This window comes from Streptomyces sp. NPDC050422 (assembly GCF_044458665.1).
In the GTDB taxonomy this organism is placed as follows: Bacteria; Actinomycetota; Actinomycetes; order Streptomycetales; family Streptomycetaceae; genus Streptomyces.
In genome coordinates, this window is the sequence record NZ_JBITIE010000010.1 from 145,785 (window position 1) to 167,094 (window position 21,310).

General features: G+C 71.2%; 16 protein-coding genes. 8 read left to right on the top strand and 8 right to left on the bottom strand.

Annotation, left to right across the window (positions count from 1 at the left end):
• Nucleotides 1-39: 39 nt before the first annotated feature.
• The 7 genes from ACIBJG_RS17460 to ACIBJG_RS17490 all read left to right on the top strand — a co-directional run bounded on the left by ACIBJG_RS17460 (nucleotide 40) and on the right by ACIBJG_RS17490 (nucleotide 9,495).
• Entirely contained in the window at nucleotides 40-1,440 is a 1,401-nt protein-coding gene (locus ACIBJG_RS17460; protein WP_399308397.1) for a serine protease, read from the top strand.
• Entirely contained in the window at nucleotides 1,437-3,734 is a 2,298-nt protein-coding gene (locus tag ACIBJG_RS17465) for a tetratricopeptide repeat protein (RefSeq protein ID WP_399308398.1), read from the top strand. Before ACIBJG_RS17460 ends, ACIBJG_RS17465 begins: the two co-directional genes overlap by 4 nt.
• 63 nt (nucleotides 3,735-3,797) lie before the next feature.
• Entirely contained in the window at nucleotides 3,798-5,234 is a 1,437-nt protein-coding gene (locus ACIBJG_RS17470) for a hypothetical protein (protein WP_399308399.1), read from the top strand.
• On the top strand, nucleotides 5,234-6,253 hold the full coding sequence (locus ACIBJG_RS17475; RefSeq protein WP_399308400.1) for a hypothetical protein: 1,020 nt from the start codon (nucleotides 5,234-5,236) through the stop codon (nucleotides 6,251-6,253). The genes ACIBJG_RS17470 and ACIBJG_RS17475 overlap by 1 nt, the downstream gene beginning before the upstream one ends.
• Complete coding sequence (locus ACIBJG_RS17480; RefSeq protein WP_399308401.1) at nucleotides 6,250-7,488, top strand: carbohydrate ABC transporter substrate-binding protein; 1,239 nt, start codon at nucleotides 6,250-6,252, stop codon at nucleotides 7,486-7,488. The genes ACIBJG_RS17475 and ACIBJG_RS17480 overlap by 4 nt, the downstream gene beginning before the upstream one ends.
• Nucleotides 7,489-7,641: 153 nt before the next feature.
• Nucleotides 7,642-9,225 carry an acyl-CoA carboxylase subunit beta gene (locus ACIBJG_RS17485; RefSeq protein WP_399308402.1) on the top strand — a complete coding sequence of 528 codons (1,584 nt, stop codon included), beginning with the start codon at nucleotides 7,642-7,644 and terminating at the stop codon, nucleotides 9,223-9,225.
• 66 nt (nucleotides 9,226-9,291) lie between these two features.
• Nucleotides 9,292-9,495, top strand: coding sequence for an acyl-CoA carboxylase subunit epsilon (locus ACIBJG_RS17490; protein WP_399308403.1), 204 nt, complete (start codon nucleotides 9,292-9,294; stop codon nucleotides 9,493-9,495).
• A gap of 258 nt (nucleotides 9,496-9,753) precedes the next feature.
• On the opposite strand, the gene ACIBJG_RS17495 is transcribed toward ACIBJG_RS17490, so the two are convergent.
• The 8 genes from ACIBJG_RS17495 to ACIBJG_RS17530 form a co-directional block, all read right to left on the bottom strand.
• Nucleotides 9,754-10,335, bottom strand: coding sequence for an ATP/GTP-binding protein (locus ACIBJG_RS17495; RefSeq protein ID WP_123461870.1), 582 nt, complete (start codon nucleotides 10,333-10,335; stop codon nucleotides 9,754-9,756).
• The gene (locus ACIBJG_RS17500) at nucleotides 10,316-10,960 is read right to left on the bottom strand and encodes a DUF742 domain-containing protein (protein ID WP_399308404.1); all 645 of its coding nucleotides are present in this window, start codon (nucleotides 10,958-10,960) and stop codon (nucleotides 10,316-10,318) included. The genes ACIBJG_RS17495 and ACIBJG_RS17500 overlap by 20 nt, the downstream gene beginning before the upstream one ends.
• A gap of 89 nt (nucleotides 10,961-11,049) precedes the next feature.
• Nucleotides 11,050-11,463 carry a roadblock/LC7 domain-containing protein gene (locus tag ACIBJG_RS17505; RefSeq protein ID WP_018551717.1) on the bottom strand — a complete coding sequence of 138 codons (414 nt, stop codon included), beginning with the start codon at nucleotides 11,461-11,463 and terminating at the stop codon, nucleotides 11,050-11,052.
• Between the two features lie 10 nt (nucleotides 11,464-11,473).
• Nucleotides 11,474-14,692: a nitrate- and nitrite sensing domain-containing protein gene (locus ACIBJG_RS17510; RefSeq protein WP_399308405.1), complete on the bottom strand. Its 3,219-nt coding sequence runs from the start codon at nucleotides 14,690-14,692 to the stop codon at nucleotides 11,474-11,476.
• Between the two features lie 346 nt (nucleotides 14,693-15,038).
• Nucleotides 15,039-15,620 (bottom strand): ATP/GTP-binding protein, encoded by a 582-nt coding sequence (locus ACIBJG_RS17515; protein WP_073738725.1) that lies wholly within the window; start codon nucleotides 15,618-15,620, stop codon nucleotides 15,039-15,041.
• Entirely contained in the window at nucleotides 15,601-16,008 is a 408-nt protein-coding gene (locus ACIBJG_RS17520; RefSeq protein WP_073738726.1) for a DUF742 domain-containing protein, read from the bottom strand. Before ACIBJG_RS17520 ends, ACIBJG_RS17515 begins: the two co-directional genes overlap by 20 nt.
• 133 nt (nucleotides 16,009-16,141) lie before the next feature.
• Entirely contained in the window at nucleotides 16,142-16,555 is a 414-nt protein-coding gene (locus tag ACIBJG_RS17525) for a roadblock/LC7 domain-containing protein (protein WP_024495006.1), read from the bottom strand.
• Nucleotides 16,556-16,564: 9 nt separating this feature from the next.
• On the bottom strand, nucleotides 16,565-20,278 hold the full coding sequence (locus ACIBJG_RS17530; RefSeq protein WP_399308406.1) for a nitrate- and nitrite sensing domain-containing protein: 3,714 nt from the start codon (nucleotides 20,276-20,278) through the stop codon (nucleotides 16,565-16,567).
• A gap of 578 nt (nucleotides 20,279-20,856) precedes the next feature.
• Here ACIBJG_RS17530 and ACIBJG_RS17535 point away from each other — a divergent pair.
• Nucleotides 20,857-21,048 carry a hypothetical protein gene (locus tag ACIBJG_RS17535; RefSeq protein ID WP_399308407.1) on the top strand — a complete coding sequence of 64 codons (192 nt, stop codon included), beginning with the start codon at nucleotides 20,857-20,859 and terminating at the stop codon, nucleotides 21,046-21,048.
• Nucleotides 21,049-21,310: the final 262 nt, after the last annotated feature.

Here is a 21,310-nt window from a genome sequence, read left to right on the forward strand (position 1 = left end):
CTGGGAACGATGGCTGTTGCACGCGTACTCTCAAGCGGTATGGGGGAGTTGAGAGCGGACTGGCGGCTCCGGTTACGCCGGGGCGGTGCGGACGGACCCGTGTGCGGGGCCGGGGTGCTCCTCACCCAGGACCGGGTGCTGACGTGCGCCCACGTCGTCGGCGGACCGGACACCCCGATGTGGGTGGAGTTCGCCGAGAGCCCCGGCATCCCGCCCGTCGGCGCCCGGGTGGCCCCGGGCGGCTGGCTGCCCGGCCTCGACGGGGCCGACGGTGAGGACATCGCCGTGCTCGCCCTGGACAGCCCGCGCCCGCAGGCGGCGCCCGCGCCGCTGGGACGGCGGCTGGAGCGGGGCGGCGAGGTGTGGATCGGTGGATACGCCCAGAGCTTCGACGACGGGATGTGGCTGAGCGGCCGCATCGGCGGACTGCACGGCGACTGGGTGCAGCTCGACGCCGGGACCGACGCCGACGTGGTGCGCCCCGGGTTCAGCGGCGCCGCCGTCCAGACCCGGGGCGTGCGGCCGGGGACGGAGGAGGTCGTCGGCCTGATCGTCAGCCGGAGCGCCGATCCGGGGCCCGCCCCGCCCACCGGGAACCACCTGGCGTTCTCGTACATGATCCCCGTCGACCGCATCGCCGCCCTCGTGCCGCTCGTCGCCGAACTGAGCGGCCCGGACGGCTGGGACGGGGACCTGGAGCGGCGGCTGCGGCACTGGTTCGCGGGCGGCGAGGAGCCCGCGGTGCGGTTCGGCGTCGTGGCACGCGGCACCGGCCGCGACCGGGCCCTCCAGCACCAGCTCCACCGGGCCCACCTCGTCTGCCGGGGCGGCGTCACCCGGCCCGGGGAACTCGTCGACACCCTCGTGGCGCAGCTGCGGCCGCCCCGGTACCAGCGCAACGCCTACCGCGACTGGCTGCTGGAGGGCGGCGACGCCCCGGACCGCTCGGACGGCGGCAGGCCCGCCGGATCGGGCCCGGTGCTGGCCGTGATCGGGCTGGACGAGGATCCCGACCCGGTCGCCCTGGTGCCGCTGCTGGCGCGCGTACGCACCCTCGGATTCCGGCTGCTGGTCATCTACCGCCACGCCGACGGCGCCGGCCTGGCCGAGGTGGCGCGGCAGTTGCTGGTGCCCGCCCTGGAGGAGCGGGCGGAGGTGCTGGTGCGCCGGGTCGAGCGTGTCGAGCGGGAGCGGACCGGGCTGCGGGGCATGGTGAGCTCCGCCTCGCTGGTCCCGCGCCCCGCGGTCGACGCGGCGGCCCGCCGCCACCGGCTGGGGGAACTGAAACTGCTGGCCGACCCGCAGGACCAGCTGGCGGAACTGAAACAGCTGTTACGGGAGTTACGTGACGACCTCGGCGGGGTGAACGGACCCGGGCGGCCGGAGCAGCCCGCTCTGCCCGGCCCGAGGACCGGACGCGGCCCTGCGGAGCGCCGATGAGGATCCCGTGTCCGCACCGCCGCTTCACCGGAGCCCCCTGCGAGGGCGCCGTCCAGCAGACCGGCTACTGCGACACCTGCGGCCGCGAGGAGGGCGCGCCCGGACTGCCGCCGCTGCCCACCGCCCCCGAGCGGCACGGACCCGCCGGACTGCTCGAACTGCCGCTGCTCGACCCGGGCAGCCCGGCGGAGCGCCTCGCCGCGGCCGAGCAGCCGGTGCGCATCGTGATGACGTGCTCGGCCGAGGCGTGCCACACCTCGTTCGTCCCGCCGCACACGGCGTCCCCGCCACCGGACGAGGGGTACTGCCCACAGTGCGGGGCCCCGTACTCGTACCGCCCCGAACTGACGAAGGACGGGCCCCCGCTCCAGGACCAGTACCGCATCCGCGGCCCGATCGCCCACGGCGGCCAGGGCTGGGTCTACCTGGCGGAGGACACCCACCTGGAGGACTTCGTCGCGGTCAAGGGCCTCCTCAACCGGTACGCGGAACGCGGCGCCGCCCAGGCCGGTGAGGAACGCCGCAGCCTGGTCGCCATCCGGCACGAACGCATCGTCCAGATCCGCGACTTCGTCAGCACCCGCAACGCGGACGGCACCGTCTCCGGCGGCTACATCGTCATGGAGGACGTCGGCGACCGCACCCTGACGGCCGTCGTCGAATCGACCCGCCAGGGCGCCTTCGTCCTCGACATCGAGCACGTCATCACCTACGGCTGCCAGATCCTGGAGGCCCTCGCCCATCTGCACGACATGGGCTTCCTGTACGGCGACATGAAGCCGTCCAACGTCATTCACCACCTCGACGGCATCAAGGTCATCGACCTCGGCGGGGTCCGCAAGGCGGGGGCCACCGACCCGCCGCCCGTCATCACGCCGTGGTTCGCCGCACCCGAGACGGACGGGACGGGCCCGCTCACCGTCGCCCACGACGTGCACACGGTCGGGGTGACCCTGGCCGAACTGGCCGGCTGGGCCGTCGGCGACGACGTGCCGGGGCTCGGCATCAGCTCCTTCCGGCTGGTCGTGGAGCGGGCCACGGCCCATGACCCGGAGCGCCGGTTCGGCTCCGCCGAGGACATGGCCGGCCAACTGCGCGGGGTGCTGCGCGAGATCCGGGCCCTGCGCGGCAAGCGCGACCAGCCCGAACCCTCCGCCTATTTCACCCCCTCCACCGAACTGCTCGGCGCGCGCCTGGGCTCGGTGCCCGACTACGCGCACTGGCTGCACCGCCCGCTGTACGACCGCCGGGACACACCCCGGTCGCCCGCGCTCGACCCCGGGCTGCCCACCCCGACCGAGATCGCCCGCAGACTGCCGGTGCCCCGGCCCTATCCGCGGGACCCGCAGGCCGCCCGGTTCGGCGTCAGCAGCTACGACCCGGGACAGCCGCTGCCCCAGCCGGCCCACGGGGAGCGGTCGGTGGAGATCTGCCTGCACAACGCCCGGCTGCTGCTCGGCCAGGACGGCGACGAACCACTCGCCGCAGCCCGGGAGCAGGTGCAGGCCGCCGCCGCGATCCCGGGCCCGGGGCCTGTCCGGCAGTGGCGGCTGAGCTGGCACTGGGGTCTCGTCGCGCTGCGCAGCGCCGATGTGCTGGACGACCGGCAGCCGATGCTCGAAGCGGCCCTGGAGCACTTCTCCGCCGTGCACCGGGCCCTGCCGGGCGAGTACGCGGCCAAGCTGGCGCTGGCCTACTGCGCGGAACAGTTGGGCGACGACCGGCCGGCCGCGGCGGGCCCCTCCGCGTACGAACTCTTCCGGGCCGTGCACGCCCGCAACCCCTCGCACGTCGGCGCGGCCCTCGGGCTGGCCAGAATCGCCCTCGCGCGCGGCGACCGGGCCGCGGCCACCGAGGTCCTCGACCTGGTGCCGGACGAGTCGCGGGACCACACCGTCGCCCGGATCGCCGCCCTCCGTATCAGGGCGGCCCGGCTCGCGACGGGGGAGCGGCCCCTGCCCGACGAGGCGGAGATCGACGCCTGTCTGGCCGCCCTCGCACCCGAGCCGGGCATCCCGTCCCCGGTGGTCGCGGGCGACGAGGCGGCCTGGCTGCTGCGGACCGAGCTGTACGAGTGGAAGCTCGACGCCGTCCGCGCCGCGGGCCGGGTTCCGTTGCCCCGGGGCGGCCTGCTGCGGATCGGGCTGCCGCCCCCGGCCGTACCGGGGGAGCGGGCGGTGCGGGAGGACCTGGAGCAGTGCTACCGCTGGCTGGCCCGGCAGCGGCAGGGACCGGCCGAGTACGAACGGCTGATCGACCTGTCCCACGGGGTCCGCCCGCAGACCCGCTTCTGACCGCCGGTGCCGGTGGCCGCTCACGACAGCCGCGCCCCCGTCCCGTAACCCTGGAGGCAGTCCATGGGTGTCACCGCCCCCTCGGCCGGGCTGGAGTTCAGGGTGTCCCTGGACGTCCGGCGCGACCAGCAGCCGCACCACGACGCCCGGATCGACGCCCATCTGCGGGTCAAGGCCGTCGGCGTCGGCCCCCGCGACGAGGTGCCCGCCGTCCAACTCGCCGTCGTCATCGCGCTGGACGTCGCCGCCGGACGCCGGGAGGCCGCGGCCGCCGCCCTCGCCGCCACGCTGCGCGCCCTGCCCGACGGGGTCTCCTTCGCCGTCCTGGGCGGCGTCGACGAGAGCGGGGAGCCGACCCGCTGCTACCCGCTGCGCGGCCGGTGGGCGGTGGCCGACACGATGGAGAAGCGCCGCGCCGCGTTCAGTGCGGGCCGGATCGTCCCGGCCGACGGCGACCGGCCGCCGCCCGGGTATCCGGCCTGGCTCGCGGCCGCCCGCGCGCTGTTCGCCGAGCGCCCGCTGCCGCTGCGCCACCTGCTGCTGATCACCGACGGCAGCGGCGGGGACCCGGCGGACGACGCCGGAACGGACGGGGGCGGCGGTGCGCTGCGGGAGGAACTCGCCGCCTGCGGAGGCACGTTCACCGCAGACGTGCTGGCGGTCGGCGGCGACTGGGGCCCCGCGCCGCTGCTCGCCGTCGTCGAGTCCCTGCACGGCGCCGCGGAGCACGCCCCCGACCGGTTCGCCCCCGCGGTCGCCGGGGCGCTGCGACGGCTGCGCCGGGTCCGCAGCCCCGAACTGCCCGTCGTGGTGAGCGCGCGCCCGGCGGTGCGCGCGGTCGAACTGACCGAGACCGCCCCCCGCCAGCAACGGCTCGAACCCGCGCCCCGCCGGGAGGAACAGGCTCAGGAGCCGTACCGGACCCGCTTCCCCACCCACCAGTGGGAGCCGGGGACCCGCGACTACCTCCTCACCGTGCACGCCGACGCGAGCACCGACCCGCTCGGCGTGCTGCTGCAACTGGCCACCGTCTCCGTCGGGGACGCCACCACCGCGCTGCTGGTGCGCTGGCTGCCGCCCGGAGTCGCCGTGGGCGCGGGGGCCACCGGCGGCGGGGGCGGCACGGTCCAGGCGATGAACGCCGCCACCCAGATGCGGACCGCTCTCAAACGCGGGTACGCCGCACTCGACGCGATGAGCCGTGACGAGGCCGAGCGGCAGTTCGGCCTCGCGGTCCGGCTCGCCACCGAGATCGGCGCCGCCTGGGTCCTCCAGGACGTGCGCGGGCTGGCCGACATCGTCGACGGCCCACGCGGACTGGTCAGGGTCGGCCCGACCGTCGACCGCGGGACCGTACGCCGGGCGCAGCTGCACGTCGCCTCGGGACACGGTCTGGAACTGCCCGGCCACACCACGGGGAAGCCGGTGAAGTGCCCGCACTGCCGCCATCTCGCCGGGCCTCGCGCCCGGTACTGCATCGCCTGTGGAAGGAGCCTGTGATGCCCTCACCGACCCGGTGGACGCGTGCCTTCCGGGCCGGCCGCCGCACCCGCTCGCGCACCAGGCGGCTGCTGGAACGGCACCTGGCCGTCATGGTGGTGACCGCGCTCGTCTCGATGACGGCCCTGCTCGTCTCCTACCGCGAGGTGCAGAACTCCGCGGGCGAGATGCGTACCCGCGGCGCCCCCGCCGTCCAGGGCGTCGCCGCCACCCAGCTCGCCCTGCTCCTCGCCCACCAGGAGGCGAAGAGTTCGCTCGCCAACGGGATCGACGAGGTGGTCGGCGCCGGAGCGCGGTACGAGAACCAGCTGGCGGCCGCCGACCAGGGCCTGTCCCGGCTCTCCGACGTACAGATCGACGGGGAACGCGGCCGAGGCGTCCTCAACACGGTCAACGGCGTGCTGACCTCGTACAGCAGTTCCATCACTCCCGGCGCCGTCAAGTACGTGCACGACGACCTGATGCAGCAGGAGAAGTTCGAGGAGGCCAGAACCCTCCTCGACCGGCCGGGCACCGGGGTCGTGCCGCGCCTGGACGTCCTCCAGGAGCACCAGATGCGGCGCGTGGACCGGGTCAGTTCCCTCGGAACGCTTCAGCGGGCCGGCTGGGCCGTCGCCGAACTGGGCCTGCTGATCCTGGCGCTGACCTGCCTCAGCGCCCTGTGGGTGCTGCGCACCCGCTGCGGCCGCAGCCAGGACCCGTGGCTGCTGGCGGCGCTGCTGGTGACCGTCGTACTCGCCGTCGTCCCGCTGTGGGCCACCGTCCACACCCAGGAGCGGCTGGACACCGTCCGCCACCGGCTGGTCGCGATCGAGCAACGGGCCCACGACCACACGAACCTGACCGACTCCCAGACGTTCGTCATCGACAACTCCACCGCCCTGCGCGGCCGGCTGGCCGCCCGGAACTGGCAGAGCTGGACGTACTACGGGGCGTTGGGCGGCGCCGCGCTGATCGTCCTGCTGCCGGCCGCCGGTATCTGCCGGCGCCTCAACGCCGACTACTGGAGGACCGGATGATCCCGCACGCCCGGGCGTTCCTGCTCGTCCTGGCCCTGTTCATGACCGCGGCCGGCTGCGGACTCGCGGCGCCAGGCGGCAGCGACGCGGAACCGGAGGTGACGATCCTCGGCCCGTGGACCGACGCGCAGGAGCAGCGGTTCAAGGACGTCCTGGACGGGTTCGGGATCCCGTACACCTACCAGGGCACCGCCGCGACCCGCGAGGTGCTGCTCGCCGAGGTCCAGGCCGGCGACCCGCCCGACATCGCGATCCTGCCGGGCGTCGGCGAACTCGTCGAGTACGCGGACGAGGGCAGGCTGCGCACCCTGAAGGGGCTGTACGAGCCCGAGGAGTACGGCAATCCGTGGCAGCCCGAGGCACAGGGCGCCACCGAGGATCTTTGGGTACCGCTCAAGGCCGACCTCAAGTCCATCGTCTGGTACCGCGACGGCGCGGTCCCGGGCCGCAGCCCCGCGCCGCTGGCCTCGTGGTGCATCGGCATGGGTGACGACGGCGCGTCCGGCTGGCCCGGGAGCGACTGGATCGAGGACCTCATCCTCCAGCGCGCGGGCCCGGTGCTGTACGCGCGCTGGGCGACCGGTGACATGAAGTGGACGGACGCCCCGGTCGCCGACGCCTGGACCGCCTGGGCCGGGATGCTCGCCCAGGACCCGGACCGGTCCGGCCACATGCTGCTGGCCGACCATCGGGGACCGGCCGGGGGCCACGGACTGCTCTTCGGCGGCGGCTGCGACCTGGAGCACCAGGGCTCCTTCGCCCGCGCCTTCTACGGCGACCGGAAGGACCGGGCGGCCTTCGTGGACTCGGCGCCGCTGCTGCCCGGCGGCCCTTATACGGTGAAGGCCCACGAGGTGTCGGCCGACTTCGCGGCGCTCTTCGGCCGGAGCGGGGCGGCCCGCGAGATGATGCGGCGGCTCGCCTCCCGGGAAGCCCAGGAGGAGTGGGGCCGCACGGGCGGGGTGTTCTCGGCCAACGCAGCCGTCCCGCCCAAGAAGGGTACGGTCGACAAGCAGGTGAGCCGTCGCTTCACGGACCAGCGGGTGCCGCTCTGCCTGGATGCGTCGGACGTCATGCCGGCGGCGGTGCGGGACGCCTTCTACGAGGCCGTACTGCTCACGATGGCGCACCCCGCGGAGCCGGTACGGTCGAGGCTGGCGGACATCCAGAAGGTCCAGGACGCGCAGCCCACGAGCGCCCGCCGGCTGACCGGGGTGTGCGGCAGACCACAGTGAACCTTTGTGGAACTCCCACAAACGAGGACGGGTACGGGCTGGTACTTCGCCTGCATGGCCCAAGGCTTCTGTCAGGCTCCACCAGGAAACCGGGCAGGAGACTGTACGGAGTCGACGGCAGGGTTTTCCAGGTCTGGTTCGTAGGGTCGATACATGACCGTTGTGGACGAAACCCAGGGTGAGCCGAGCGATACCCGTGGCCGTGTGGCGGAACTGCTGGCGCTGCGCGAGCAGGCCCGGCGGGGACCGAGTGACCGGGCGACCGAGGCACAGCACGCCAAGGGCAAGCTGACGGCGCGTGAGCGCATCGAGCTGCTCGTGGACCCTGGTTCGTTCAAGGAGGTCGAGCAGCTGCGCCGGCACCGGGCGACCGGCTTCGGCCTGGAGGAGAAGAAGCCCTACACCGACGGTGTCATCACCGGCTGGGGCACGGTCGACGGCCGCACGGTCTTCGTCTACGCACACGACTTCCGGATCTTCGGCGGCGCACTGGGCGAGGCCCACGCCACGAAGATCCACAAGATCATGGACATGGCCATCTCGGCCGGTGCCCCGCTGGTCTCGCTGAACGACGGCGCCGGCGCCCGTATCCAGGAGGGCGTCTCGGCGCTCGCCGGTTACGGCGGCATCTTCCAGCGCAACACCCGGGCCTCCGGTGTCATCCCGCAGATCAGCGTGATGCTCGGCCCGTGCGCGGGCGGCGCGGCCTACAGCCCCGCCCTCACGGACTTCGTCTTCATGGTCCGCGAGACCTCGCAGATGTTCATCACCGGACCGGACGTCGTCAAGGCGGTCACCGGCGAGGAGATCACGCAGAACGGCCTCGGCGGCGCCGATGTGCACGCCGAGACCTCGGGCGTCGCGCACTTCGCGTACGACGACGAGGAGACCTGCATCGCCGAGGTCCGCTACCTGATCGGGATGCTGCCCTCGAACAACCGGGAGAACCCGCCCGCCGCGCCGAGCGACGACCCGGCCGACCGGCGCGGCGACGTCCTGCTGGACCTGGTCCCGGCCGACGGCAACCGCCCGTACGACATGCACAAGGTCATCGAGGAGCTCGTCGACGACGGCGACTACCTGGAGATCCACGAGCGCTGGGCCCGCAACATCATCTGCGCCCTGGCCCGGCTGGACGGCCAGGTCGTCGGCATCGTCGCCAACCAGCCGCAGGCCCTGGCCGGTGTCCTGGACATCGAGGCGAGCGAGAAGGCCGCCAGGTTCGTTCAGATGTGTGATGCCTTCAACATCCCCATCGTCACTCTTCTGGACGTACCCGGCTTCCTGCCCGGCGTCGATCAGGAGCACGGTGGAATCATCCGGCACGGCGCGAAGCTGCTCTACGCGTACTGCAACGCGACGGTGCCGAGGATCTCACTGATCCTGCGCAAGGCCTACGGCGGTGCGTACATCGTGATGGACAGCCAGTCCATCGGGGCGGACCTCACCTACGCCTGGCCGACCAACGAGATCGCGGTGATGGGCGCCGAAGGTGCCGCCAACGTCATCTTCCGCCGACAGATCGCCGACGCCGAGGACCCGGAGGCCATGCGGACCCGCATGGTCAAGGAGTACAAGGCCGAACTGATGCACCCGTACTACGCCGCCGAGCGCGGCCTGGTCGACGATGTCATCGACCCTGCCGAGACCCGCGAGGTCCTGATCGCCTCGCTCGCGATGCTCCGGTCCAAGCACGCCGACCTGCCGTCCCGCAAGCACGGCAACCCCCCGCAGTAGTCCGCGGCCCCGCAGCAACCCTGCAAGGCCCCCGCGAAGACCTGCCGAGTAGACGGAGAGACATCCATGAGCACTGCCACCGAGTCCGTGCTGCGCGTCGAGAAGGGTCTGGCAGACCCCGAGGAGCTGGCCGCCATAACGGCGGTCCTGCTCGCCCGCGCCGCCTCCCAGCCCGCCGACGCCCCCGTGCGCCTCGGCCGCGACACCGCGGGCTGGCGCCGCCTGGAACGCACCCCGGGCTTCCGCGCCCCGCACAGCTGGCAGGGCTGACGTTTCGAGCTCAGTCCTGATGCGGCCACACCGACACGGTGTGGCCGCATCAGCCATTCCCGGCCAGATAAGCTCCGCGGGTCACAGCCCGGCCGCATCGAGCCCGTCGAGGGGGCACCTCCCATGCCCTTGGGGCTATGGGGGAGATTGAGGACAAAGAACGGCCGAAGGCCGGGCGCACCACGGAAAAGGCCCCGTACTCCCCACCAGGGGAGTACGGGGCCTCACGTACATCCGGGCCCGAAAGGGCCCAAGGGCCTACCGCAGGCGAGCCATCAGCGCATGCTCCACCAACGTGATCAGCGCACTCTTCGCATCCGCCCGATGCCGCGCATCCGTGACCAGAATCGGGGTGTCGGGTCCGATCTGGAGGGCTTCGCGGACTTCGTCGGGGGTGTAGGGCTGGTGTCCGTCGAAGCCGTTGAGGGCGATGACGAAGGGGAGGCCGCTGTTCTCGAAGTAGTCGACGGCGGGGAAGCAGTCGGCGAGGCGGCGGGTGTCGACGAGGACGACGGCGCCGATGGCGCCGCGTACGAGGTCGTCCCACATGAACCAGAATCGGTCCTGTCCGGGGGTACCGAAGAGGTACAGGATCAGGTCCTGGTCCAGGGTGATGCGGCCGAAGTCCATGGCCACCGTCGTGGTGGTCTTGTCCCCGGTGTGCGTCAGGTCGTCGATGCCCGCCGAGGCGGACGTCATCACGGCTTCGGTACGCAGCGGATTGATCTCCGAAACGGCACCGACAAACGTGGTCTTACCCACGCCGAAGCCCCCTGCCACCACGATCTTCGCCGAGGTAGTGGAGCGGGCCGCTCCGCCGCTAGAGCTTGCGAAGTCCACTGAGCACCCTTTCGAGCAGTGTCACATCTGGCTGGCCGCCGGCGGACTCGTCGCCGCCGGGCTGGTGGATAGCGACGAGTCCGGCCTCAGCCAGGTCGGCTACGAGGATCCGGGCAACGCCGAGCGGAATCGAGAGCAAGGCCGAGATCTCGGCCACCGACTTGATCTCGATGCACAGCCGGCAGATCCGCTGGTGCTCGGGCAACTGCCCTTGCAACCGGGACGGATCAGCCGTCGTACTGACCAACGCCTCAATGGCGAGTTGGTAGCGCGGTCGGGTCCGTCCACCGGTCATGGCGTACGGACGAACGAGCGGATTGTGCGCCGCGGGCGCGGCCGGCTCGGGGGCCCGCCGCGGCTGCACCGGCTGAATGCGGGGCTGCTGCTGCGGGGAGTCGTACCGGTGCGGGCGCTGCGGCCGGTGGGGCTGCTGCGGCTGCTGCGGCTGCTGGGGCCAGTCCGAGCCCTGAACGTGCTGCGGCTGCTGCGGCTGCCGGTATGGCTGGTAAGGCTGCTGCGCGCCCTGTCTGCCGGGTGTGGAGGGGAAGCCGAAACCATTGTCCCCGTGCTCACCCGGAGTTCGCTGACCACCGTTGAACTGGTGCCCGCCTGGGGGTGTACCCACGATTCCTCCTCCGCCTGCCGGTCCCGATCCCAGTGGGTCCGCGCCACCGCACCCTATGGCGCGGTGACGCGAAACGCACTGTCTGTCTACTAGTTAAGAAGACTTCCCTGAAGCTCGGCACGGAGGTCCGGAGTAAGGACGCTGCCGGCACGGTCGACCAGAAGGGCCATTTCGTACCCAACCAGACCGATATCGGCGTCCGGGTGTGCGAGAACGGCCAACGAAGATCCATCGGAAACGGACATGATGAAGAGGAATCCTCGCTCCATCTCCACAACTGTCTGATTCACCGCGCCGCCCTCGAAGATCCGGGAGGCACCCGCGGTCAGCGAGGTCAGACCGGAGGCGACAGCCGCCAGCTGGTCCGCACGGTCGCGCGGGAATCCCTCGGACATCGCCAGCAGGAGTCCGTCGGCGGAGACCACCACCGTGTGGGACACCCCGGGGGTGTTGTCCACGAAGTTGGTGATCAACCAGTTCAGATTCTGCGCCGCCTGGCTCATCGGGCTCACACTAACGCTCCTGGTTGTAGGTATTACTGGTGTCCGAACCCGCGTTACGTCCCCGCAGCACGCCACGTCGCAGGTTGCTCAACCTGCCACGCACGTCCTCCGGGGCGCGGGAGACCTGGGGGCCGCCCTGTTGGGTCTGTTCGGCCGTGCCCTCGATCAGATTGGCCTTGGGTACCCGCCGGGGAAGACCGGAGGGGGTGACCCCGCCCGCCTTCGGCTCCTTGAGCTTCTCGGCCCGCTCCCAGCGCTCGTCGTTCGCCGAGCGCCAGTCCTCGGGACCGGTCCCGTCCGCCTGCGCGGATGTCGGCTGCTGCGGCGGCAGTTCTTCTTCCTGCTGCTGCGGCGCCGGCTGCGCGGCGACGGGCTGGTCGTTGCCCCGGCCGGTCGGCTGCCAGTGCTGCTGGCCGCCGCGTCGCGGCAGACCGGCATCGGTCAGTTCGTGGCTGGAGTTCGGGACGGGTCCCGAATGGTCGAAGCCTACGCGCTCCTGTGCCGGCGCGGGAGCGCTCGGATGAGATTCGCCCCCGTCCTGCGGCACCGGCTCGAACGCGCCCTGGTACGTGCCCTGATCAGCCCACTCTTCCTGCTGGGGTTGGGCGGCGTACTGCTCGTCATAGGCCTGGACGGGCGCCTGGGGGGCCGCGTACGCAGGGTCCTGGTAGCCGCCCTGGGTGGGGTAGCCGGGCTGCTCGGCATAGCCGGTGTCACCCCGGTACGGGTCGTAACCACCTTCGTACGAGGGCTGCTCGTACTGCTGCGGCTGCTCCTGCTGCCCGCCCGTCTGCGGCTGCTGCGCGTACGGGTCGGCGACGAAGGGCTCCTCGCCGTACGAGGCCCCGGCGTACTGCTGCGGCTCCTGCTGCTGCGGGAACGGCGGGCGCTCACCGCCGGTCTGCGCCTCCAGCGCGGCTCGGCGCTCCTCACGCATCAGCGAGCGGTTCACCGGGTCGAGCTGGGGGGCGTCCGCGGACGGCTCCTCGTAGCGCGAGTCGTCGAAGCCGAGCTCCGCCGCCGTACGCATCTGGGGCTGCAGCACAGGCGCGTCGAACGCCTGCTGCTGCGGAATGATCGAGGAGACGGTGAAGTCGTCCTGCGCGGGGGCGCCGTCGCCGCCACCACCGTGGGTGATCGCGTCGGGCAGCATGACCAGCGAGGTGGTCCCGGCCTGCTCGCCCGAGGGGCGCAGCTGGACCCGGATCCCGTGCCGGTCGGAGAGCCGGCCGACCACGAAGAGACCCATGCGCTGGGACACCGCGGCGTCCACCGTCGGCGGGTTGGCCAGCTTGTGGTTGATGTCGGCGAAGTCCTCGGCAGTGAGACCGATGCCCTTGTCGTGGATCTCGATCATCACGCGGCTGTCGGGCAGCCGGGTCGCGGTGACCCGCACCTTGGTCTGCGGCGAGGAGAACGTGGTGGCGTTCTCCAGCAGCTCGGCCAGCAGGTGCACGAGGTCGGTGACCGACTGGCCGTGGATCTCGGTCTCCGGCACGCCGGAGAGCTCGATGCGCTCGTAGGACTCCACCTCGGAGGCGGCGGCCCGCAACACGTCCACCAGCGGAACCGGCTGGTTCCAGCGGCGGCCGGGCTCCTCGCCGGCGAGGACCAGGAGGTTCTCGCCGTTGCGGCGCATACGGGTCGCCAGGTGGTCCAGCCGGAAGAGGCTCTCCAGCTGGTCCGGGTCGGCCTCGTTGTTCTCCAGGTCCGTGATGAGGGTCAGCTGGCCCTCGATGAGCGACTGGTTGCGGCGCGAGAGGTTGGTGAAGATCGCGTTGACGTTGCCCCGCAGCATGGCCTGCTCGGCCGCCAGCCGGACGGCCTCGCGGTGCACCTGGTCGAAGGCGCGGGCGACCTCGCCGATCTCGTCCTGGGTGTTGATCGGGATCGGCTGGACACGGGTGTCCACCCGGCCCGGGTCGGTCCGGGAGAGCTGGTCGACGAGGGAGGGCAGCCGCTGCTCGGCGATGGAGAAGGCGGCCGTACGCAGCTGGCGCATCGAGCGGCTCATCTGGCGGGCCATGAGCCCGGCCAGGAGGAAGGCGGCCAGCAGGGCGACGATCACGATGGCGGCGTTGACGATGGCGTCGGTCCGGGCGCTGGAGGAGATCTCCGCGGCCTCGGTCACCGCCTTGTCGACGAGCTCGTCCTCGACCGTGGTGTAGCCGTCGAACTTCGCGGTGGCGGCGGCCATCCAGGTCTCGGGGGTGATCCCCTTCGCCTTGAGCTCCTTGGGGTCCTTGCCCTGGCCGATCTCCTGGGCCATGCCGTCGTAGACCGAGCCGTCGATGCTGGGCGGCATCACGAACGGCGCGCCCGCCGCGTCGGCCTGCTCCTTGGCGGCCTTGAGCTTCGCGGCGCCCTCGGCGGCCTTGCCGGCCATGACCGTCTTCAGCCGGGCGGCGTCGGCCTCCGTACCACCGGAGACGAATTCACCGAGGGCGATCTGCTCCAGGTAGTTGTACGAACCGAATGCCTTGACCTGGTCGTTGAACTTGCCGCTCTCCTGGCTCGGCCGCACCAGAAGGTGCATGCCGATGGAGCGCTGAAGCGATTCTGCAGCCTTGGCCAGCTCGATCGCGTACACGGTACGGCCGTAACTGGTGATGTTTCCGGTGCCGAGACCGAGCTCGTTGCAGAACTCCATGAGGGAGTGCTGGACCTGGGTGTATCCCTCTTCGGTCTTCACCGGGTCCATGGCGGCGGTGTAGGCGGCCTTGCGCAGCGCCGGGAGCTTGGGCTCCTCCAGCTTGAACAGCTTGAGGCGGCGCTCCAGACCCTGCTTGCCCGGCTTGTCCTGCACGGCCGTGTCGAACTTCTTCGCGGCCGCGTCGGTGGTGGCCCGGGCCTGGGTGACGACCTCGGAGTCACGCTTGTTGGACAGCAGCGGCTGAGCGGTGAGGTCACGCTCGTTGAGCAGCGCCTGCCCGTACTCGGCGGCCGCGCGCACGATCAGCGCGGTCTTCTCGGCGTCCTGGGCCTCCTGCCAGGTGTCGAGCGAACCCTTCACCTGGAAGCCGCCCATGATCAGGCCGACCAGCACCGGGATCAGGAGGATCGCGTTCAGCCGGGTGGGCACCCGCCAGTTGCGCGGGGACAGCCGACTGGTGCTGCCACCGGCCGGTATCCCTTCGGACACATCGGCGGACGGCGCCGCGGTGCGCGGCGGCGGGGTGAAGTTGCCCCGCTCCGTCTGCGCCGCTGCGCCCTCGTTGTTACGCCTCACTCGACCAACAACCTCTCGGCGTCGGCACCTACGTTGTGCCGTGTTCGTTCAGGGCCGTACTACTCGGGAGTTCGTCGAATTGCAGCACGGCTACCGGTCGCGTTCCAAACAGTCGGAATGGGCGATTCCAAGTGGCCCACGCCTCAGATAAAACGGGCATAAAGAACGAGCCCCGCCAAAAGGCGGGGCTCATGTGAGCGCAGTGGAACCGATCGTGCGCATCGGGTATTGACCGTGGGGTAATTCTCTTTCGAAACGTTATGAACACAGGGGTGGATCGTGTCAAAGGACACAGTCCACCCCCGTGTGACTACGGTAATTGTCGTACGGCAATACCGACTTGTGCCTACTTGAGCCGCGCCATCAAAGCGTGCTCCACCAGCGTGATCAGACCGCTCTTCGCGTCACCGCGGTGCCGTGCGTCGGTCGTGATGATCGGGGTGTCGGGTCCGATCTGGAGGGCTTCGCGGACTTCGTCGGGGGTGTAGGGCTGGTGTCCGTCGAAGCCGTTGAGGGCGATGACGAAGGGGAGGCCGCTGTTCTCGAAGTAGTCGACGGCGGGGAAGCAGTCGGCGAGGCGGCGGGTGTCGACGAGGACGACGGCGCCGATGGCGCCGCGTACGAGGTCGTCCCACATGAACCAGAATCGGTCCTGTCCGGGGGTACCGAAGAGGTACAGGATCAGGTCCTGGTCCAGGGTGATGCGGCCGAAGTCCATGGCCACCGTCGTGGTGGTCTTGCCGCCGGTGTGCGTCAGGTCGTCGATGCCCGCCGAGGCGGACGTCATCACGGCTTCGGTACGCAGCGGATTGATCTCCGAAACGGCACCGACAAACGTGGTCTTACCCACGCCGAATCCGCCCGCCACCACGATCTTCGCCGAGGTGGTGGCCCGGGCTGCACCGCCACTAGAGCTTGCGAAGTCCACTGAGCACCCTTTCGAGCAGTGTCACATCCGGCGCGCCGCCGGCCTCTCCGTTGCCCGGCTGGTGGATGGCCACCATGCCGGCTTCCGCCAGGTCCGCGACGAGGATCCGGGCCACGCCGAGCGGCATCGACAGCAGGGCCGACACCTCGGCCACCGACTTGACCTCACGGCAGAGGTGGCAGATCCGCTGGTGCTCGGGGAGCAGTGTCCCCAGGTGCGCAGGGTCGGCCGTGGTGCTGACCAGCGCCTCTATCGCTAGTTGGTAGCGCGGTCGGGTCCGTCCGCCGGTCATGGCGTACGGACGGACCAGCGGCTGGTCGCCTTCACCTTCGTACGACGCGTGGTTCAACGCGCCGTACGGATCGGGTGAGGCGGGTGGCGGGGTCATGAATCCTCCGGGCGTGACAGCAGGGTGTCGGCTTGCCGTCTGAAGGGGCCGGTGGGGGGCTGTAAGCGGCCGGACGGGCGAGTGATGGGTGCGGTACCTGGGCTAATTGTCTGTGTCACCGATTCATGGCCGCCTAGTGGAGCAGGCTGCCCTGGAGCTCGGCGCGGAGGTCCGGGGTCAGGACCGTGCCCGCCCGGTCCACCAGCAGAGCCATTTCGTAGCCCACCAGACCGATGTCGGCGTCCGGGTGTGCGAGAACGGCCAGCGAGGAGCCGTCCGAGACGGACATCAGGAAGAGGAATCCGCGTTCCATCTCCACCACGGTCTGGCTGACGGCGCCGCCCTCGAAGATCCGGGAGGCACCCGCGGTCAGCGAGGTCAGACCGGAGGCGACAGCCGCCAGCTGGTCCGCACGGTCGCGCGGGAAACCTTCGGACATCGCCAGCAGCAGGCCGTCGGCGGAGACCACCACCGTGTGCGACACCCCGGGGGTGTTGTCCACGAAGTTGGTGATCAACCAGTTCAGATTCTGTGCGGCCTGACTCATCGGGCTCAACTAACGCTCCTGCTGGTGAGTGGGGCCGAGGGGAAAACTGCCGGTCGACGGGCCGTTGTTGGCCTGACGTCCCTGCTGGATGCCCCGGCGGAGATTGGTCAGCCGTCCGCGCACGTCATCGGGCGCACGCGAGACCTGGGGACCGGACTGATGGTTCTGCTGCTGGGCGGTACCCGGCACCAGATTGGCACGCGGTACCCGGCGAGGCAGACCGGACGTAGTAATTCCGCCTGCTGCGGGCTTCTTCACCCGCTCCGCCTGCCGGACGAGTTCGTCGTTCGGCGAGGCGCGCCAGGAACTTGTGGCGCCGTTGGTGTCACCGGCATCGCGACGCGGTGCGGCGGGAGCGGGACGCTCCTCGGCGGACTGCTGGGCGAACCCGGGTGCCGGCGGCGCGGCGGGCGGCTGCTGGCCACCCTGCTGCGGACCGTGGAACCAGTTCGTCTCCAGCGTGTCGTACAGCGGGGTACGGCCGTCGCCGGGTCCGGCGGGCGGCAGTGCCTCGGGCTGCGGCTGCTGCGGTACGGCCGGGCGGAACTCCCCGCCCCGAGCCGGTGCGACGGGCGGCCGCGGGGCACCGAAGTCCTCGTTGTCGCGGTCACGCTGGCGCGGCGCGGGCTGACCCTGTGCCTGGGCGGGCTGCTGCCCGAAGTCCGGACGGGCGAACTGTGCGGTGCTCGCCGGGTCCGGCGTCTGCGGCACGGGCCGCTGCTGCGGAGCCGGTGCCGAGAAGTCCGGACGGGCGAACTCGGCGGTGGCGCCGGGTCCCTGCCGGCTGTCCATCGGCGGACGCGGGATGAGCGGCGGCGGGGTCAGCGGCCGCTGGAACTGGCCGGTGGACTCGGGCTCCTCATGACCGCGGGGCGAGTCGAGCGGGGAGCGCCGCGGTGCGGACGGCTCCTCGTTGCTGCCCCAGCTGGTGGTCTGCGGACGCTGCGGCTGGGGGTTGCCGCCGGGCAGCTCGGCACGCGGGCCGCCGACCGGAGGCAACTGACGGTCGTTCTGGCCGGGCCCGCCGGGCTGCTGGAAGCCGCCGCCCGGGCCGTCCTGCCGGGCCTGCTGCGGCTGAGGCGACTGCCGGCCGGGACCGTTCTGCTCCGGGCGCTTCTGGTCGAACAGGCTGGGCTGGCCCGAGTCCGTACGGGCGCCGTCGCCCTGGCCGCGTGCACCGAGCCGGGCACCGCCGCCGAAGGCACCGGAAAGTCCCCCGCCCTGACGCGGCGGCTCCTGGCGCGAGGCGTCCGGCTGCCGGCCCTGCGGACCGGTGCCGGAGAACCCGGCGCTCTGGAACCCGGAGTTCTGCTGGCTGCCGGGCTGACCCGGCTGGCCGGGCTGACCCGGCTGGTTCTGGGGGCGGTTCGAGCCGTCGCGGGCCGGCAGGGCCGCCCGCGGACCGGAACCCGCGCCGACCTGGCCGCGCGTGGCACCGGGACCGGCGGGAAGCCGCCCGCCGGGGGCCGAAGGAGAGCTTTCGAGGCCGGTACGGGGTGCGTTGCCGCCGGCGAGGAGCCCGCCGGGGGCGGACTGCTGACCCGGGCCCTGCTTCGGAACCGGCTGCTTGCCACCGTGCGCGACATCGACCGGGAGCATGACCAGCGCCGTCGTACCACCGGAGTCGGAGGGGCGCAGCTGGATGCGGATGCCGTGACGCAGCGACAGCCGGCCGACCACGAACAGACCCATGCGGCGGGAGACCGAGACGTCCACGGTGGGCGGCGAGGCGAGCCGCTCGTTGATCGCCGCGAGGTCCTCGGGGGAGAGGCCGATGCCCGTGTCGTGGATCTCGACGAGCACCCGGCCGTCGGGCAGCGCGTGACCGGTGACCCGGACCTTCGTCTGCGGCGAGGAGAACGACGTGGCGTTCTCCAGCAGCTCGGCGAGGAGGTGCACGAGGTCGTTGACGACCCGGCCGGCGACCTCGGTGGCGGGCACCGCGGCCAGTTCGATCCGCTCGTACTGCTCCACCTCGGAGGCGGCGGCACGGAGCACGTCGACCAGCGGCACCGGACGGGTCCACCGGCGGCCAGGCTCCTCGCCCGCGAGGACGAGGAGGTTCTCACCGTTACGGCGCATACGCGTCGCGAGGTGGTCGAGCTTGAAGAGCGAGGACAACTGGTCCGGGTCGGCCTCGCGCGACTCCAGCTCGGAGATGAGCGAGAGCTGACGCTGGATGAGGCCCTGCGAACGGCGCGAGAGGTTGGTGAACATCGCGTTGACGTTGCCCCGGAGGAGGGCCTGCTCGGCGGCGAGGCGGACGGCCTCGCGGTGCACGTCGTCGAAGGCCGCGGCCACCTTGCCGATCTCGTCACGGGAGTGCACACCGACCGACTCGACCGAGGTGTCGACGTCCTGCGGGTCGGTCTCCGAGAGCTGCTTGACGAGCTCGGGCAGCCGGTCCTGGGCGACGCGCGTGGCGGTGTCCTGCAGCCGGCGCAGCGAGCGGATCATGGACCGGGCGACGACGAAGGCGCCGACCAGCGAGACACCGAGCACGAGCAGGATGAGCGCACCACTGATGATCGCGCTGCGCTGGGACTCGTCGCGCAGCTCGCGCGCCTTGCCCTCCATGTCGCTGAGGAGCGTCTCCTCGATCTGCTTCATGGCCTGGATCTTGGTGGAGTCCTGGTCGTACCAGTCCATGTACGAACGGCGCGCACCCGGGCTGCTCATGCCGTTGGCGTTGTTGAGCACCTTCTTGGCGTAGGTGTCGGCCGCCTTGATCTCGGGCTGGCCCTCGTCGAGCGTGGAGGTCAGCTCGTCGGCGCTCTGGCCCGTGGTCGTGTAGATCGCCTCGAAGGAGCGGCGGGCCGCGTCCTCCTTGCGCTGCGCAGCCAGACCGAACTGCTGGTCGTTACGGTCGAGGTGCGGCTGCTTGTCGTTGCCGCCCGGCAGGGCGGCGGCGATGATCGCGCGCTGGACCGAGGCGTACTCCTTGGCGGAGGAGAAGGCCGCCAGGGCGCGGGTCCGCTTGATCATCTCGGGGCTGCTGGTCGCCTGCGCCATGTCCTGGGAGAGGCTCAGCAGCGAGGTGATCAGCTGGCTGTAGGCGTCGACGGTCTGGAGACTCGGACTGTCCTTGGCGTACGCCTGCTTGCGGATGTCGCGGATGGAGCCGAGCTGCGAGGCGATCTGCTGGACGCTGGAGTGGATGCTCTCCAGGGCCTCGTCACCGGTGGTGTCGCCGAGGTCGCCCGTCGCGGTGAGGAACGACTTCTTCGCCCGGTCGGTCTTCTTCCGCGGCTCCGTGACCTTGAAGTCGTCCGCGGGCACGCCGTTGGACAGCGGGCCTGCCGACCGGTCGCGCTCCTCCTGGAGCGCCTGGGCCAGCGAGGTCGCCTGCTTCGTCATCTTCGTCAGCAGCTGCATGTGCTCCAGCTGCTGGATGTCGTTCATGGAGTCGTTGATACGGAGACCACCCAGCGTGGTCGCTGCGACCACGGGGAGGGCGAGCAGGGAAACCAGGCGCGTACTGATGCGCCAGTTGCGGAGAGCTACGCGTGATCCCGTGTTGACCGGGCCCCGCGGCTTGAGCGCCGAGACCGGATCGGTCCCGCCGCCCGCCTTGGCGCCCGAGCGCTGGGCGCGCTCGCTTTTGTCGCCGGCCGCGGCCGGTCCGGGGTTCTGGGCGTGCTGGGGCGAGGAACCGCGGTCGGTCCCGCCGCGCGGCTCCTGTTCCGCCGCAGCGCTGCCATCCCTCTTGAAACGTCCCTGCACTAGCGTCGCAACCTCTGGACCAGGCGTTCTCCCGTCATGGACGGAAGGAACGGTGTCGGCGTCGTGGGGCGTTGTACCGCCCCATGGTGGTCGTGAGTGACCGGCGCTCTTCCCCTTCCCGCCGCCACTCGGCGCTGCGTAGCGCCCCTGCGCGCCGGCTTGAAACCCGCGGCGGTGCGTGGAATTCCAGCACAGTGCCGGATCTCCAACAAGGGCCAGGTACCGGGCTGTGACCTGGGTGACACGTTGTGATGACGGGGTAACAAGACGTGGAGACCGTTCCCTGGCATATCGGATCATTGTGGGTGAATCAGGTCGGGGAGGCTGGTGTCCCAGACGACATGATCAGGAGCGGAATGGATCATTCAGGGATGCAATGTCCGTTTCATCCAGCCGTATCAGCCGCCCGAATTGGCGGAATTGTCGGTCACTTCGTGAGCAAACTCACAGGATGATCGCCGTCTCTTCCGGACCTCCTGCGGGAATTGGATGTTTAGCCTGGCGCTTTACAGGGATGGCAAAACCGACAACCGGCGCCCCTCCGGGTGGCGCCCCTACCGACAGGGTCCGTACGGCAGATGAAGACGACGATGATGTTCCGCAACATTGCCAACCCCCGGCGCACGACGCTGGCGCACCTCAAGGACGCCGAAGCGCTGCAGACGCCGGAGCAGCCGGAGCACGCAGTCGACCTGCCGACGCAGACGGCCAACCCGCGCCGCACGATCCTGATGGTCGCCCCCGCGGCCACCACCGCCGCCGCGGAGTAATACCGCGCGGAATGGCCCCTCACCCGCGCCGGCGCCTCGCCCGGCGGGGTTTGCCCCGTCGCGCGGCCCGGCACGCACGCTCGCCGCGTGGCCGAAACGCCCACGTGGCTCCTCCCCCATAGCCTCAAGGGCATGGGAGGTGCCCCCTTCGAAAGCGCGCCGGCGCCTTGTGATCGCATGCACCGGACGACGCTCCTTCTGGGGCAAAACCCGCCGGGCGAGGCGCTAGCCTGGAGCATCAGTCTTCAGCTACCCAGCAAGT